The 15,393-nt window shown below is 69.6% G+C and carries 19 protein-coding genes; 9 read left to right on the plus strand and 10 right to left on the minus strand.

The window, feature by feature from the left end; translation table 11 throughout:
- Positions 1–27 precede the first annotated feature (27 nt).
- Entirely contained in the window at positions 28–456 is a 429-nt protein-coding gene (locus RM50_RS09870; RefSeq protein WP_240471933.1) for a hypothetical protein, read from the plus strand.
- A gap of 42 nt (positions 457–498) precedes the next feature.
- Positions 499–1,248, plus strand: coding sequence for a CDP-alcohol phosphatidyltransferase family protein (locus RM50_RS09875; protein ID WP_043452294.1), 750 nt, complete (start codon positions 499–501; stop codon positions 1,246–1,248).
- A 166-nt stretch (positions 1,249–1,414) separates the two neighbouring features.
- Here the strand turns inward: RM50_RS09875 and RM50_RS09880 are convergent, their stop codons facing one another.
- Together RM50_RS09880 and RM50_RS09885 are read right to left on the minus strand one after the other, a co-directional pair.
- Positions 1,415–1,831 (minus strand): DUF302 domain-containing protein, encoded by a 417-nt coding sequence (locus tag RM50_RS09880; protein ID WP_043452295.1) that lies wholly within the window; start codon positions 1,829–1,831, stop codon positions 1,415–1,417.
- Between the two features lie 47 nt (positions 1,832–1,878).
- Positions 1,879–2,136, minus strand: coding sequence for a metal-sensitive transcriptional regulator (locus RM50_RS09885; RefSeq protein WP_043452296.1), 258 nt, complete (start codon positions 2,134–2,136; stop codon positions 1,879–1,881).
- A 123-nt stretch (positions 2,137–2,259) separates the two neighbouring features.
- On the opposite strand from RM50_RS09885, the gene RM50_RS09890 reads away from it, so the two are divergent.
- The 7 genes from RM50_RS09890 to RM50_RS09920 all read left to right on the plus strand — a co-directional run bounded on the left by RM50_RS09890 (position 2,260) and on the right by RM50_RS09920 (position 7,654).
- Complete coding sequence (locus tag RM50_RS09890) at positions 2,260–2,877, plus strand: rhodanese-like domain-containing protein (RefSeq protein ID WP_043452297.1); 618 nt, start codon at positions 2,260–2,262, stop codon at positions 2,875–2,877.
- Complete coding sequence (locus RM50_RS09895) at positions 2,874–3,632, plus strand: sulfite exporter TauE/SafE family protein (RefSeq protein WP_043452298.1); 759 nt, start codon at positions 2,874–2,876, stop codon at positions 3,630–3,632. Before RM50_RS09890 ends, RM50_RS09895 begins: the two co-directional genes overlap by 4 nt.
- A 33-nt stretch (positions 3,633–3,665) precedes the next feature.
- On the plus strand, positions 3,666–4,007 hold the full coding sequence (locus tag RM50_RS09900) for a rhodanese-like domain-containing protein (RefSeq protein WP_043452299.1): 342 nt from the start codon (positions 3,666–3,668) through the stop codon (positions 4,005–4,007).
- 48 nt (positions 4,008–4,055) lie between these two features.
- Entirely contained in the window at positions 4,056–4,352 is a 297-nt protein-coding gene (locus RM50_RS09905; protein ID WP_043452300.1) for a rhodanese-like domain-containing protein, read from the plus strand.
- A 51-nt stretch (positions 4,353–4,403) separates the two neighbouring features.
- A complete protein-coding gene (trxA, locus tag RM50_RS09910) occupies positions 4,404–4,766 on the plus strand; it encodes a thioredoxin (protein ID WP_043452301.1) in 363 nt (120 codons plus the stop codon).
- A gap of 109 nt (positions 4,767–4,875) precedes the next feature.
- Positions 4,876–6,276: an MBL fold metallo-hydrolase gene (locus RM50_RS09915; RefSeq protein ID WP_043452302.1), complete on the plus strand. Its 1,401-nt coding sequence runs from the start codon at positions 4,876–4,878 to the stop codon at positions 6,274–6,276.
- 109 nt (positions 6,277–6,385) lie between these two features.
- Positions 6,386–7,654, plus strand: coding sequence for an MFS transporter (locus RM50_RS09920; protein WP_043452303.1), 1,269 nt, complete (start codon positions 6,386–6,388; stop codon positions 7,652–7,654).
- Positions 7,655–7,663: 9 nt separating this feature from the next.
- On the opposite strand, the gene RM50_RS09925 is transcribed toward RM50_RS09920, so the two are convergent.
- The 8 genes from RM50_RS09925 to RM50_RS09960 are packed head-to-tail and all read right to left on the minus strand — an operon-like array spanning position 7,664 to position 15,333.
- Entirely contained in the window at positions 7,664–7,906 is a 243-nt protein-coding gene (locus tag RM50_RS09925) for an acyl carrier protein (protein WP_043452304.1), read from the minus strand.
- Positions 7,907–7,928: 22 nt separating this feature from the next.
- Entirely contained in the window at positions 7,929–9,377 is a 1,449-nt protein-coding gene (locus RM50_RS09930) for a 2-oxo acid dehydrogenase subunit E2 (protein ID WP_043452501.1), read from the minus strand.
- Entirely contained in the window at positions 9,370–10,350 is a 981-nt protein-coding gene (locus RM50_RS09935; RefSeq protein ID WP_043452305.1) for an alpha-ketoacid dehydrogenase subunit beta, read from the minus strand. The genes RM50_RS09930 and RM50_RS09935 overlap by 8 nt, the downstream gene beginning before the upstream one ends.
- Entirely contained in the window at positions 10,347–11,384 is a 1,038-nt protein-coding gene (pdhA, locus tag RM50_RS09940) for a pyruvate dehydrogenase (acetyl-transferring) E1 component subunit alpha (protein ID WP_043452307.1), read from the minus strand. Before pdhA ends, RM50_RS09935 begins: the two co-directional genes overlap by 4 nt.
- 19 nt (positions 11,385–11,403) lie before the next feature.
- Entirely contained in the window at positions 11,404–13,272 is a 1,869-nt protein-coding gene (gene acsA / locus RM50_RS09945) for an acetate--CoA ligase (protein WP_052260116.1), read from the minus strand.
- Positions 13,251–14,609, minus strand: coding sequence for a phosphoribosyltransferase (locus RM50_RS09950; RefSeq protein ID WP_043452502.1), 1,359 nt, complete (start codon positions 14,607–14,609; stop codon positions 13,251–13,253). The genes acsA and RM50_RS09950 overlap by 22 nt, the downstream gene beginning before the upstream one ends.
- 5 nt (positions 14,610–14,614) lie before the next feature.
- Entirely contained in the window at positions 14,615–14,962 is a 348-nt protein-coding gene (locus RM50_RS09955; protein ID WP_043452310.1) for a CU044_2847 family protein, read from the minus strand.
- A gap of 14 nt (positions 14,963–14,976) precedes the next feature.
- Complete coding sequence (locus tag RM50_RS09960; protein ID WP_043452311.1) at positions 14,977–15,333, minus strand: SPW repeat domain-containing protein; 357 nt, start codon at positions 15,331–15,333, stop codon at positions 14,977–14,979.
- Positions 15,334–15,393 lie beyond the last annotated feature (60 nt).

Genomic DNA, 15,393 nt, shown 5'->3' on the forward strand with positions numbered 1-15,393 from the left:
GAGGAAACTTCGGGCGTATACATAAGCGTGGCTCTACGATTACTGACCGCCCTGGCGCTGTTCATCGATGCCGGCGTCCACCTGTTCCTGGCCCCGGGCTACCAGGCGGCGCAGCCGGGCACCATCAGCCAGGGCACGCTGTTCCTGCTGGAAGCGGCTGCCGCCTTCGTGGCGGGTGTGTACGTCCTCATCCGCGGCAGCAGCGCTGCCTATGCCGTGGCCCTGGTGGTCGCCTTCAGCGCGTTCGCCGCCGTCGTACTGTACAGGTATGTGGATATTCCGGCGATCGGACCGATCCCTGCCATGTACGACCCCGTCTGGTTCTTCTCCAAAACCCTCAGCGCCGTTGCTGAAGGGGTTGGCGCCCTCCTGGCGCTCGCCGGCCTGGTCCGCGGGCGGCGCACGGAAACGTCCGACGGCGGCGCAGCCTTCGCGGCCGGACGGCGCCGCCGGTGAGGGTCACCCAGGCCGTGGCCGGCGGCCGGGCGGAGGTGCCGCATGAAGGCAGCTGACCGGGCGATGCCCGACGCCGTGGCCGCCCTTGCCGGCTACGCGGTTCCGGCCCTGTGGCTGTCTTCCCTGCTCCCGTGGGGCGTGCTCCCCCAAGTGGCAGGCGTCGGTGCCGGCGCGGCGGTGACCGGGGCCGCCGTCGTATCCGTCCTGCGCCGCATCCCCCGCTTTTCAACTCCCGCGGACCGGGTCACGCTGCTCCGGGCAGTCCTGGTGGGACTGTGCGCGGCCGTGGCGGTCCCGGCGGTCTTTGCCGGGGACCAGCCAGGGGTCCTGGTTCCGGTCCTGGGCGGCGCAGCCTTCCTGCTGGACGGCGTGGACGGTGCCGTGGCGCGGCGCACGGGGACAGCGTCAGAGGCCGGAGCCCGCTTTGATGCCGCCACGGACGCCGCCCTCGTGCTGGTGCTCTCCGTCGCGGCGGTTCCCGTGGCGGGGCCGTGGGCGCTGGGCATCGGGGCCATGTACTACGTGTTCGTGGCCGCCGGGCTCCTCCGGCCCCACCTCCGCGCGCAGCTTCCACCCAGCACGTCACGCAAGGCGATCGGGGCCTTCCAGCCGTTCGCGCTGCTGGCCGCCCTGGTTCCGGGCGCCCCGCCCACCGTTGTTGCCGCTGCTCCGGCGGTGGCACTCATACTGCTGGCGTTCTCTTTCGGCCGGGACGTCGTCGACCTTGAACGGCGCCACCGCGCCGGGCTTCCGGCGGCGGCACGGGTGGGATCAGGGTCTGTCACCCCCTGAGCTGCGCGGCTCGTCCTGCAGCTGACGTGAATTTCGACAGGGTCAGTACATATCGACCCGCATATTCCCAAGCGCTACCCACATAGTCGGTGCGCCATCGAGTATGCGCGTCGCAGATATCCATGCGCGTCGCCAGAGTGGTCCGTTTGCGGGGCGGCCGCGCCTCTTATGCTTCTGCGCCGCCCAGGCTGGCGAGGGCCGCGCGCAGGCGCGTGCCGGCGTCGTCCGCCACGTCCTTGACGGACGGGGATTCGCTGAGCTGCACCATGGTTTGGGGGTCGATGGCCTCAACCGTGGTGTCGGCGGCGCCGGTGTTCCGGCGCACCACCACGTTGCACGGCAGCAGGGCGCCCATCTGGGGCTCCGCGGCGAGGGCACGGCTGGCAAGGGCCGGGTTGCAGGCGCCCAGGATGACGTAATCCCCGACGGCGTCCGCGGCTTCGGCGCCGAGCTTGGCTTCGAAGGTGGCCCGGACATTGATTTCCGTCAGGATCCCGAAGCCCTGCGCGGCGAGGGCCTCGCGGGTTCGCTCCACCGTTTCAGCCCAGGGCAGGGGAACGGTGGTGGCCAGGGTGTAGGTCATGATGCTCCTTGAAGGTTGCGTCAGGTCCGGCGCTACGGCTGCGCCGGTCAGGCGAGGGAGAGGAACAGCTTCTCCAGGTCTTTCCGGTCCATGGTTTCGTCCTTCTGGACAATGCACTGTTCCAACCCGGTGGCGATGATGGCGAAGCCGGCGCGGTCCAGGGCCTTGGAGACGGCCGCCAGCTGGGTGACGACGTCCTTGCAGTCCCGGCCTTCCTCCAGCATGCGGGTGACGGCGGCGAGCTGGCCCTGGGCGCGCTTGAGGCGGTTGATCACGGGCGTGAGTTCGGTTGGGTTCAATTCCATAGGGATTCTCCATCGATGGGTGCTGCGCTCAACTATATACCCCCACGGGTGTTTTGCGTACCCCGGGGGGTATCTGCAATACTCGGTGGGGTATCCACTCTGACCCCTTCCGAGAGGCCATCAATGACTTCCCCTTCCACAGCAAGAGCCGTCACCGCACTCGCTCCCGAAACCCTTCAGTCCTGGATCACGGAGCACCAGGACCTGACGGTGATCGACGTGCGCTCGGCCGCCGAGTTTGAGTCCATGCACATCCGCGGCTCCTACAACGTGCCGCTTCCGCTGCTCTCCGAGCACACCGACGAGCTCGCCGCCCGGCTGGGTTCACGCGTGGTCTTGGTCTGCCAGTCCGGCGTCCGCGCCGAGCAGGCCCGCCAGCGGATGGCCACTGTTGGCCTGGACACCGCCTACGTCCTCACCGGCGGCGTTCCCGGCTTCGCCGCTGCCGGCGGCGACGTGGTCACAGGCAAGGACCGCTGGGACCTGGAACGCCAGGTCCGCATGGCCGCAGGATCACTGGTCATGCTGGGCCTGATGGGCGGCAAGTTCGTCTCCCCCAGGATCCGCATGCTCGCCGGCGCCATCGGAACCGGGCTGACCTTCTCGGCCGCCACCAACACCTGCGCCATGGGCAAGGCCCTCTCGGCCATGCCATGGAACAAGGCGGCCAAAGAACCCACCCGCGAAAGCGCCATCCTGCAGCTCCCCGTGCAGGCAGCTGACGAGGACTCCGCGGCATGATTCCCGCCCTGGGCCTGGGGCTCGCCGTCGGCATCGTCCTGGGCGTGGTGGGCGGCGGCGGCTCCATCATCGCCGTTCCGGCGCTCGTGTACGGCGTCGGCATGAGCCCCGCCCAGGCCATTCCCACCTCGTTGCTGGTGGTGGGCATCACCTCGCTGGCGGCCCTGCTCCCACGGATCCGGGAAGGGCTGAACTGGCCCGTGATCGCCCTGGTAGGGGGCGCCGGCATCCCGGCAGCCTGGGCCGGCTCGGCCCTCGGCAAGCTGCTGGACCCGAACATCCTGATGCTGGCCTTCGCCGTGATCATGGTGGCCGCGGGCATCCGGATGCTCATGAAACCCCGCGAAAGCGAGGGGTCCTGCAGCACCGGGCCGGACCGGGCCTTCAGGTCCTGCGCCCCGAAAGCCGTGGGAGTCGGCCTGCTGGTCGGATTCCTCACCGGACTGCTGGGCGTGGGCGGCGGCTTCCTCATCACCCCGGCCCTGACCATCCTCCTGGGCCTGCGGATGAAGCAGGCGGTGGGAACATCGCTGGCGATCATCGTAGTCAACTCCGCGGCCGGATTCAGCGCCCACGCCGCCGGCTACACCATCGACTGGGCTACCACCCTGGCCTTCGCCATCCCGGCGATCGTGGGATCGGGAGTTGCCGCCCGGTTTGCCCGCCGGCTGCATGACAAGCACATCAGGATCTCGTTCGCGGTCCTCATCTTCGCCGTTGCGGCATGGGTCACCGCCGGCACGGTCACCGCCTGACCCATCCAACCCGTTACGTCAAAGGAGAACATCATGGGACTGATCGATTCCCTCAGGAAAGCCTTCAGCAAGCCCTACAAGACCATTTCCGTGGCTCAGGCCAAGGAGCTCCTGTCCTCAGGCGCCATGCTCATCGACGTCAGGTCGGCCCAGGAGTGGAGGACCGGCCGGGCGCCGCAGGCCAAACATGTCCCCCTGGACCGGCTGCAGGCAAGCACGGCAGGCATCCAGAAGACCCGTCCCGTGATCGCCGTCTGCGCCTCCGGCGTCCGCTCCGCCTCGGCAGCCCGGCTCCTGGCCGGCAAGGGGTATGACGCCTACTCGGTGCGCGGCGGCATGGCCGCCTGGCGCCAGGCCGGCGAACCCGTCCGCTAGCCGATTTCAGCACCACCAGCCGAACACCACTTCGAAGGAGAAACCACCATGGCTGAAATCACCATCACCGAAACCAACCAGCGCCGCTCCACCGCCCGCATCCTTGACGTCCGCGAGGACTTCGAGGTCGCCGAAGGCATGATCCCGGGCGCCCTCCATATCCCCATGGGCCAGCTGCAGGCCCGCCTGGGCGAGCTGGACCCGGCTGTCCCCGTCATCGCCGTCTGCCGCAGCGGCAACCGCAGCGCCGCCGTCGCGGACGCCCTGAACGGCGCTGGCTACAAGGCGGACACCATGGCCGGCGGCATGGCGGCCTGGACCCGCGCCGGACTCCCCACCACCTAGGCCCTGCCGCAGGGCACTCAAGAACTCCCGCCCGAAAGGACACGACAGACCATGGCACCCATCGACATCACCCAGCAAACCTTCGCCCGGACCGTGGAAGACAACGACATCGTCTTCGTTGACTTCTGGGCAGCCTGGTGCGGCCCGTGCCGCATGTTCGCACCCACCTACGGCGCCGCAGCGGAACGCCACCCGGACATCACCTTCGCCAAAGTGGACACCGAAGCCGAACAGGGCCTCGCCGCCGCAGCGAACATCACCTCCATCCCCACCCTGATGGCCTTCAAGGACAAGACCCTCGTCTTTTCCCAGCCCGGAGCACTCAACGCCACCGGCCTGGAGGAAGTGATCCAGGCCGTAAAGAACCTGGACATGGACAAGCTCCGCGCCGAGGCCGGCCGGCGGCACGCCTGACCAACTGGTCCGCACCAGTGGCATACCCCTCGTTGCGGGATACCCCCGGGGGTATCTATACTCAACGTAGAACAACGTCCCAACCCCCTTTTCCGAAGGAGAGCAGCACATGCTTATCGAGCGCATTTACGACGAAGACCTCGCCCAGGCCAGCTACCTGATCGGCTGCCAGGCCAAGGGCGAAGCAATCGTGGTGGACGGCCGGCGCGACATCGCCGTCTACCAGGACCTGGCCGCCAGGAACGGCATGAAGATCGTGGCCGTCACCGAAACCCACATCCATGCCGACTACCTCTCCGGCACCCGGGAACTGGCCGCGGCCACCGGAGCGAAGATCTACGTGTCCGGTGAAGGCGGGCCGGACTGGCAGTACGAATTCGACGGCGAGCGGCTCTACGACGGCGACACCATCGCCCTGGGCAACATCACCATCAAGGCGGTCCACACCCCGGGCCACACCCCGGAGCACCTGTCCTTCCTGGTTACCGACGGTGCGTTCAGCGACCAGCCCGGCTACCTGCTCTCCGGAGACTTCGTGTTCTCCGGCGACCTGGGCAGGCCCGACCTGCTGGACGAAGCCGCCGGCGGCGTGGACACCCGTTTCGAGGGTGCCAAGCAGCTCTTCGCCAGCCTCCGCGACAAGTTCCTCACCCTGCCGGACTACGTCCAGGTCCACCCCGCCCACGGCGCCGGCAGCGCCTGCGGCAAGGCCCTGGGTGCCATCCCGTCCTCCACAGTGGGCTACGAACGCCTCTACGCCTGGTGGGGCCCTTACCTGGCCGCCAACGACGAACGGGGCTTCATCGACGAACTCCTCGATGGCCAGCCCGACGCGCACGCCTACTTCGGCCGCATGAAGCGGGAAAACCGTGTAGGTCCGGCGGTCATGGGCGGGCCTGCCCCGCTGCAGGAACTGGACACCGCCGCCGTGGCCCAGGGCCTGGCAGAGGACACCCTGACCTTCATCGACACCCGCTCCAACGATGACGTCCACCATGGCACCGTGGCCCGGTCCCTGAACGTCCCGGCCGGCAAGTCCGTGGCCAGCTACGGCGCCTGGGTGGTCAACCCGGAAACCGACAAGAACCCGCTGGTGCTCCTGGCCAAGGACCAGGACCAGGCCCAGGACATGTGGGACCACCTGGTCCGCGTGGGCATCGACAACGTGGCCGGCTACCTGACCGGCATCGAGGGGCTGCCCACCTTCACGCCGAAGCTGGTCAAGCCGGAGGACCTCGACGGTTTCGATGCCGCCATGGTCCTGGACGTCCGCAACAAGACCGAGCACAAGGCCGGCCACATTCCCGGCTCGTACCAGCTCAGCGGTGGCCGGGTCATGTGGCACCTGGACGAACTCCCTGCCGGCGGCACGATCGTGACCTACTGCCAGTCAGGCGTCCGGAACTCCGTCGCCGCCAGCGCCCTGCGCAGGGCCGGGTACGACGTCGTCGAACTGGACGGCAGCTACGCCGCCTGGAACGCCTGGCGGAACAGCGTCCCCGCAGCCTAGCAAGGCCCACCCCAGACCGCCCGGGCAGGTCCCCCCTCCAGCCCGGGATTCCGGCCCGGGCGTGCCCCCGCACGCCCGGGCCACCTTCCGCCTACCGAAAGAAGCACACATGCCCGCCACGCCCCGGACGCCGGTCCCAGCCGGTGCGGTGCTGGGCCTGCGCCGGAACCTGGCGCAGTTCATGCTCCTGGTCGCCGTCAACGCCCTGGTGGGCGGCACGCTTGGCCAGGAGCGCACCGTCCTGCCCCTGCTCGCATCCCAGGAATTCCACCTGGACCTGTACTCCAGCGCGCTGACCTACATCCTCGCCTTCGGCCTGTCCAAGGCCGCAATGAACTACTTCGCCGGCACGCTCTCGGACCGGTACGGCCGGAAACCGGTACTCATCGCCGGCTGGCTGGCCGCGGTACCGGTCCCGGTGCTGCTCATTGCCGCCCCGTCCTGGGGCTGGGTGGTTGCCGCCAACGTGCTCCTGGGCATCAGCCAGGGCCTCACCTGGTCCACGGCCGTGATCATGAAAATGGACCTGGTGGGCCCCCGGCAGCGGGGCCTGGCCATGGGCTTCAACGAAGCAGCGGGCTACCTCGGCGTGGCAGTGACGGCGCTGGCCACCGGCTACCTGGCCACCGCCTACGGCCTCCGCCCCGCACCGTTCCTCCTGGGCGCCGCCTACATCGCACTCGGCCTGGGACTGACAGTGCTGACCGTCCGGGAAACACACCACCACGCCAGGACCGAGGCGTCCGGGCACGGCAACGGGCACGGCAACGCCCATGCCGGGCTCACCACAGGCCAGGTGTTCACCCTGACCAGCTTCAGGGACCGCTCGCTCTCCGCCGCCAGCCAGGCCGGCCTGGTCAACAACCTCAACGACGGCCTGGCCTGGGGCCTCTTCCCCGTCCTGTTCGCCGGCGCCGGGCTGGACCTTGGCCAGATCGGCATCCTTGCCGCCGCCTACCCGGCCGCGTGGGGCGCCGCCCAGCTGGCCACCGGCGCCGCGTCCGACCGGTGGGGCCGCAAATGGTTGATCGCGGCCGGCATGCTGGTCCAGGCCGCAGCCCTGGTGATGACCGCCTCGTCGCACAGCTTCGGACCATGGCTCGCCGCCGCCGTCGTCCTGGGCCTTGGCACGGCCATGGTGTACCCCACCTTGCTGGCCGCGGTCGGCGACGTGGCCCACCCTGCCTGGCGGGCCCGCTCCGTAGGGGTCTACCGGCTGTGGCGCGACGGCGGATTCGCCGTCGGCGCCCTCCTGTCCGGCGTCCTCGCCGACCTGTACGGGATCCCCGCCGCCATTGCCGCCGTCGCGGTCCTCACCGCGGCTTCCGGCGTTGTGGTTGCTGTCAGGATGCGCGGCGACGACCACGCGGCTGCATAGGACTGGACGTCATCCGTGCCCGGCGAGGTACGTGACCAGGCCGTCCACGGTGGCCACCGCGGGATAGTCGGCCTCCGGAATGTCCACCCCCGTCGCCTCCGCAATGACCTCCACGAGGCGGAGGAAATCCAGCGAGTCCAGTTCCAGGTCCTGTCGGAGCCTGGCGCTGCCTTCCAGGTCCTCGGGCTCGACGTCGGGGGCTACTTTCCCGATCGCGGTCTCCACCGCCTGGCGTGCGTCCTGTTGGTTCACGGGTCCTCCTCGCTTCCACGTTTCACAGCTTGTCCGGTGCCTGCAGCAGTTCGTCGATGCGGGCCAGGAACCGGCCCCCGCGCAGCCCGTCGCTCACCCGGTGGTCCGCGGAAAGCGTGGCGATGGCCGCATGCCGGATGCCGAGCATCCCGTTGTGCGCCCACGGCTGCTCCAGGACCTTGCCGAAGCCCACCATGGCCACCTGCGGCGGGTAGATCACCCCGTAGACGCTTTCGACGCCGAGGTCGCCCAGGTTGGTCACGGTGAGGGTGGGGTCCGCCATCTCCGCGCGCTGCAGCCGGCCGGCCCGGGCGCGGCCGACCAGGTCGCGCAGCTGGTCCATGAGTTGGTCCAGGCTGAGGGTGTCGGCGTCATGCAGGGCCGGGGCCACCAGGCCGCCGTGCCGCAGTGCCACCGCCACGCCCAGGTGCACGGCGCTGCTGGGCTGGAAGGAGCCCTTGGTGAAGAAGCCGTTCATGTCCGGCACGTCCCGGGCCGCGAGCGCGGTCGCCTTCAGCAACAGGGCCGACGGCACCAAGCGGGACGAGACCGGCCGCTGCCGGTTCGCGGCCTGCATCCAGGCCATCGCCGCCGCCAGGTCCAGGGTGGTGGACAGGTAGTAGTGCGGAATGTCCTTCTTGGACCGGGACATCAGCGCGCCGATCGCCTGCCGCAGGCTCTCCGCTTTGCTGCCGGCCGCCGTCGTGCGTTTCCGCGCCGGCGCCTCTTCCGGGGTTTCGCGCGGCGGTTCGGCGACGGGGATTTCCGACGGCGGTGCTTCCGCCGGTGCCTCCGCGCCCGTTGTGGCGGCTGCCCGTTCCCTGGGCGGGACGGCGGAGAGCACGTCATCCTCCGTCACCGCGCCGCCCGGGCCGGTGCCGGCGATCCCGGCCAGGTCCACGCCGAGCTCGGCGGCCAGCCGCCGGGCCAGCGGCGAGGACCGAACGCGGCGCGTTTCGGCCGGCCCAGCTGCGGCAGGCTCTTCCGGCTGCACCGCTTTGTCCTCCTCCGCGTGGGCGGCGGACCGAGCTGCGGCGCGTTCGACGTCGGCCCTGGTCACCTCGCCGTCCATGCCGCTCCCGCTGATGCGCCCTACGTCGACCCCCAGGGTGTGCGCCAGGTGCCGGACCGGCGGCGGGACCTTTGCGCCCGGCTCCTTGTGCCCGCGCCCGGCGGGCTGGGATCCGACGGGCTGGGATCCTGAGGGCGGGGGTTGGGCTGGCGGGAGTTCGGCGGGGGTGGCGGTGATCCGTGCGATGGGCGTGCCCACCTCCACGGTGTCGCCGATGTCCACCAGGAACTCGGCCACCACGCCTTCCTGGAACGACTCGATGTCCATCACGGTCTTGTCCGTGTCCACGGCCGCCACCAGGTCGCCCTTATGAATGTAGTCCCCGGGCTTGACCAGCCACTCCACCACTTTGCCGTGCTCCATGTCCGCGCCCAGGGACGGCATCCGGAACTCAGCCACGGGCACCCACGGCCCTTCGCGCGGCGGCCATGATCCTGTCCACCGATGGCAGCGCGGCCTGTTCCAGGTGCTTGGCGTACGGGACGGGCACCTCCAGGCTGCACACGCGCTCCACCGGGGCGTCCAGGTCGTAGAAGGCCTGCTCCGCAATCCGGGCGGCGATCTCGGCCGAGATGCTGCCGCTGCGCCAGCCCTCGTCCACCACCACGGCCCGGTGCGTCCTGGCAACGCTGTCCAGGATGGTGTGGGCGTCCAGGGGGCGGAGGCTCCGCAGGTCGATGACATCGGCCCCGATGCCCTCCCCTGCCAGCCGGCCCGCGGCGTCCAGCACCATGGGCAGGGTTCCGCCGTAGGTGATGAGCGTCAGGTCGTCCCCTTCCCGTACCAGTGCTGCCTTGTCGATGTCCACGGCGCCGGCGTCGTCGTCGAGCTCCCCGGCCACGTTGTACAGCGAGCCGTGCTCGAAAATCAGCACCGGGTCCGGGTTCTGCAGCGCGGTCCAGAGCATGCCGCGGGCGTCGGCAAGGGTGGCGGGGGCCAGGATGCGCAGGCCCGGGATGTGGGCGTACCAGCCCTCCAGGCTGTGCGAGTGCTGGGCCCCCAACTGCCGGCCGGCACCGGTGGTCATCCGGATGACGATGGGGACGTTGAACTGCCCGCCGGACATGTGCAGCAGGGTGGCGGCGTTGTTGATGATCTGGTCCAGCGCCAGCAGGCTGAAGTTGACGGTCATGATTTCGACGACGGGACGCATCCCGCCCAGCGCCGCGCCGATGCCTGCGCCCACGAATCCGGATTCGGACAGCGGGGTATCGCGGATCCGTTCCGGCCCGAACTCCTCCAGCAGGCCCAGGCTCACGGCGAAGCTGCCGCCGTACCGGCCCACGTCCTCGCCCATGAGGAACACGCGTTCGTCGCGCTGCATCGCGTCGCGGAGGGCCGCGCGCATGGCTTCGCGGTAGGTGGTTTTCATCGTGCAGCCCCGTCTTCCGCTGGTTTTCCGTCGCTGGCCCCGGCGGCTGCCGGGTCGCTGTAGACGAACCGGGTCAGCTCGGACACCGGCTCGGGTGTGCCGTTTTCCGCGAACCCCACCGCGGTGCTGATCTCGGCGTCCACGTCGGCCTGGAGATCGGTCCAGTCCTTCTCCGGCAGCTGCCCCGCCGCCTCCAAGGCACCCTGCAGCAGGCTGATGGGGTCCCGTTCCATCCACTGGGCCACCTCGGTCTTTTCCCGGTACAGCTCCGGGTCGAACATGGAGTGGGCGCGGAAGCGGTAGGTGCGCAGTTCCAGGAAGTGCGGACCGCCGCCGGAGCGGACAGCGTCCACCGCGCGCCGGGCGGCCTCCTCCACGGCGAACACGTCCATGCCGTCCACGGCCCAGGCGGGAATCTCGTAGCCGGCAGCCTTCAGTGCGATGTCCGTCTGTGATTCGGAGCGGCCCAGCGCAGTGCCCATGGCGTAGAGGTTGTTCTCGCAGCAGAACAGCACCGGCAGCTGCCACAGCGCGGCCAGGTTCATGCTCTCGTGGAACTCGCCTTCGGCCACGGCCCCTTCGCCGAAGAAGCAGACCGTCACCCGCTGCCGCCCGGCCATCCGGTCCGCGAGCGCCAGGCCGACGGCGAGCGGCAGCCCGCCGGCCACGATCGCGTTGCCGCCGTAGAAGCGGGTGGCGGCGTCGAAGAGGTGCATGGAACCGCCGCGGCCCCGGCAGCAGCCCTCGGCATGGCCGTACATTTCAGCGAGGATGGCCCCGGCCGAGACGCCCCGCAGGAGCGCGTGCCCGTGTTCGCGGTAGGTGGCAACCACGGCGTCCTCCGGTTCCAGGGTTTCCATGATCCCAGCCGCCACGGCCTCCTCGCCGATGTAGACGTGCAGGAAGCCGCGGATCTTGGCGGCGCTGTACAGCTCGATGCACTTCTCCTCCAGCCGGCGTACGCGCAGCATCTGCCGCAGCAGGTGCAGTCCGTGCTCCGGATCGGGGACGCGCTGGTTCTTCAGGGTGCTCATGGCCGGTTCCTGCTTGTGCTCATGGCCGGTTCCTCAGTTCCGCTGCCGGGGCCGCCGGTGTTTCCAGCGTGGACGTGTCGCCCTCCGGCAGCCCGAGCTCGCGGGATTTCAGGAGCCGCCGGAGGATCTTGCCGCTGCGGGTCTTGGGCAGGGCGGTGGTGAATTCGAGGAGCCGGGGAGCGACGGCGGCGCCCAGGCGTTTCCGTGCGAAGCCGATGATTTCCAGCTGGAGGTCCGGGCTGGGTTCATGGCCGGGCTTCAGCTCCACGAACGCCTTGACCACTTCCCCGGCCACCGGATCGGGGACCCCGATCACGCCGGCCTCTGCCACGGCCGGGTGCTCCATGAGGCAGCTTTCCACTTCGAAGGGACCGATCAGGTGGCCGGATGACTTGATCACGTCGTCGCCGCGGCCAACGAACCAGAAGTAGCCGTCGCCGTCGCGCTTTGCCAGGTCGCCGGTCAGGTACCAGTCGCCGGCGAAGCAGCGCCGGTACCGCTCGTCCTCATTGAGGTAGCCGCGGAACATGGACGGCCAGCCGGGGCGCAGGGCCAGTTCGCCCATGGTGTCCGGTTCGGTGACCAAAACGGCCTGGCCGTCCGTGACGATGGCTTTGCCGTCCGCGTCGCGGGCCACCAGGGCCGCCTCGATGCCGGGCAGCGGGCGGCCCATGGAGCCGGGGCGGATGTCCATGGCCGGATAGTTGGCGATCATGATGCCGCCGGTCTCGGTCTGCCACCAGTTGTCATGCACCGGCAGGCCCAGGACGTCCCGGCCCCACACCACTGCCTCGGGATTCAGCGGCTCCCCCACGCTGGCGATGAAGCGCAGCGCGGACAGGTCATGGCCGGCGGCGCGCTCCGCACCTGCCTTCATCAGCATCCGCAGGGCCGTGGGGGCGGTGTACCAGACGGTGACGTGCTGCTCGGCGAGGATGCGGTACCAGCGGTCAGCATCCAGTTCCTCTTCGTCCACGATCGCGGTGACCCCGTGGACCAGCGGGGCGATGATGCCATAGGACATGCCCGTCACCCAGCCGGGGTCGGCGGTGCACCAGTAGATGTCGCCGGGGTGCAGGTCAAGGGCGAAGCGGCCGGTGGCGTAGTGGGCGGCCACGGCGTCGTGCACATGGATGGCGCCTTTCGGCGTGCCGGTGGTGCCGCTGGTGAAGTGCAGCAGGGCCATGTCCTCCGGTTGCGTGTCCGCGATGTCCGCCCCTGGCTCCCTCCCGTCCGGCCGGGGTGACTGCGCCAGGAGTTGGGCCAGGTCCAGGGTTCCCGGTTCGGGGCTGCCGTCCGCGTCCACCAGCAGGACATGGCGGAGTTCTGGCAGTGCGTCCCGCACGGGTGCCACCTTTTTGCGGTAGAGCGCCTTGCTGGTCACCAGCACCCGGCCGGTCCCGAGGTGCAGGCGCTGCCGCACCGGTTCGGGGCCGAAGGCGGAAAAGAGCGGGCAGAAGACGCTGCCGTTCCGGAACGTACCCAGGACCGCAACGTAGAGCTCCGGGCTGCGGCCAAGGAGGGAGAACACCCGTTCGCCGCGACCCACCCCCAGTGCCCGCAGCGCTGCCGCGAACCTGCCGGACTGCTCCGCAAGGTCCCCGTAGCTCAGGGAGCGGGTGCCGCCGTCGGCCCCCACAAAACGCAGCGCCTCCGCGCCTCCCCGGCCTTCGGCCACATGGCGGTCCACGGCCTCATAGGCGATGTTCAGCCCCCGGCCGCCAGGCAGCCCCGCGAGGGCCCGCCGCGCCTGGTCCCAGGTGAAGTCCCGGCACGCCGCACCGTAATCCAGCAGGTGCGGCTGGACCGGGAGCGCCGCCACGTCCTTGGTGATGGCAGGCCAGCGCGTGGGCGCGGCCCCGGCGGTCACGGTGAGTCTCTGGTCCATGGCGTGGCCTCCGGAACGGACCGTCCCACCGGGGACGGGAGGAGGTAGTGCCGGAACCAGTCGGTGGCAAGGCTGGCCGCCATGGCCAGGGTCCCCGGCTCCTCGAAAAGATGCGTTGCTCCGGGGACGATTTCCAGCCGGGTGGGGGCCTGCATGCTTGCCATGGCCTGCCGGTTGAGGGCAAGCACCTGGGTGTCCGCGCCGCCCACGATCAGGAGGGTGGGGGCCCTCACGGCGGCGAGCCGTGGTCCGGCCAGGTCCGGCCGGCCGCCGCGGGAGACGACGGCGGCAACCTGCGCCCCGGTTTCGGCTGCGGCCCACAGGGCGGCACCCGCTCCGGTGCTGGCACCGAAGTAGCCCACCCGTCCCAGGGACCCGTCGTGCCGTGCTTCCAGCCAGTGGGTAGCCGAGGAAAGCCGCTGGGCCAGCAGGCCGATGTCGAATACGTTGGCCCGGTTGACTTCCTCTTCCGGCGTGAGCAGGTCAAGGAGCAGTGTCCCCAGGCCGGCTCCGTGCAGGACCGAAGCGACGAACCGGTTGCGCGGGCTGTGCCGGCTGCTGCCGCTGCCATGGGCAAAGAGGACGGTGCCGTCACATCTGGGCGGCAGGTGCAGGTTGGCACGCAGAGCCACCCCTGCCACAGGTATTTCCAGGTCCTCCTGCAGGCTCCCGTCCGCACCTCCCCCGCCGGTGTGGTGCGCTGCGGAGGCAGCGGCATCAAGCAGCTGCACCACCTCGCGGTCATCCGTGGGCGAGAAGTCGTGGTAGTAATAGCCCACCGCTTTGAAGTCCTGCGGTGAGAGCAGGCAGACGACGTCGTCCGGTTCCTTCAGTTCCACCACGGCGCGGGCGGGCGCAACCGGAACGGCAAGAATCACTTTTGCGGCCCCCAGTTGCCGGGCCACCTGGCATGCCACCCTGGCCGTGGAACCGGTGGCGATGCCGTCATCGACGATGACCACGGTCCGGCCGGTGAGGTCCACCGGGTGCCGGCCCTTGCGGAGCCGGGCCTCCCTGCTTTCCAGGACGGCCCGTTCCTGCTGTTCGACCTGGCGCAGGTCCTCCTGCGACACGCGGGCCACACTGATGGTGCGTGGATCCAGGACACGGACGTTGCCCTCGCCGATGGCCCCCATGGCCACTTCGGGCTGGAACGGGACGCCGAGTTTCCGCACCACAATTACATCAAGCGGCGCATCGAGGGCCCTGGCCACCTCGAATGCCACCGGGACGCCGCCCCGGGGCAGGCCCAGCACCACAACATGCTGTCCGCGCAGGCCGGCGAGCCGTTTGCCCAGCCGCCGGCCGGCGTCGAACCTGTCATGAAACGCAGCCACGCCCCTCACCCACTGTGTGCGGTTTCGTCCCCGGGAAGCTCTGCCGCCGCCGGGGTCCAGGACATGCGGAGGACGAAATGGGCGTCGGAACTGCTTTTGGCGATCACTGCCCCTGCGTCCCCCGCGAGTTTCACGCCGAATTCGATTTCGATCTTTTCGGGGGTCAGCTCCGCCATGGCCTCCACTGCGGCCCGCGCGGCCGGGCGGACGCTGGCGAGTGCATCTTCCAGCCGCCTGCCCGTATCCAGGATCCCCTGTTCGTTGCGGGCGGGATGATCCACCCCGTAGCTGCCGTCGGCAGCTTCAACGAGCACGGTCCCGGAACCGACTTCATACCGCAGTACTTCGGTCATGGCGGATGCCTCCGCTAGTGCGAAATCCGGAGATTGCGGTGGGCGTCAGTGCTCGGCTTGATGGCCACGGCGGTGACCACCAGCGCAACTGCCCCCGCGATCCAGGATGTCCACGCGGCGCCGGTTGCGCCGGTGTAGGAGCCCAGCCACGGCGAGAGGACCAGCAGGGCGGCAAGGACGGCCTGGGCGTATTCCATGACCGGTGTGCCGGGCATGGCCAGGTTGATGATGCCGCTGATGATCAGGAGTCCGCCGAAGAGGAGCATGAACGTGGTGGACATGTTCTGCTGCCGCGTCCACAGGACCGCAATCGCGGTGAAGAGACCGGCGGCGACCGTTACGTAGTCCTGCCACCGATACCACTTTTTCACTGTTTCTTCCTTTCACTTCCGGGCGGCAAGCCTTGCGCTTTCCGTTCCCGGAGGGCGTTT

This window comes from Pseudarthrobacter phenanthrenivorans (genome assembly GCF_000813845.1).
Taxonomy (GTDB): Bacteria; Actinomycetota; Actinomycetes; order Actinomycetales; family Micrococcaceae; genus Arthrobacter; species Arthrobacter phenanthrenivorans_B.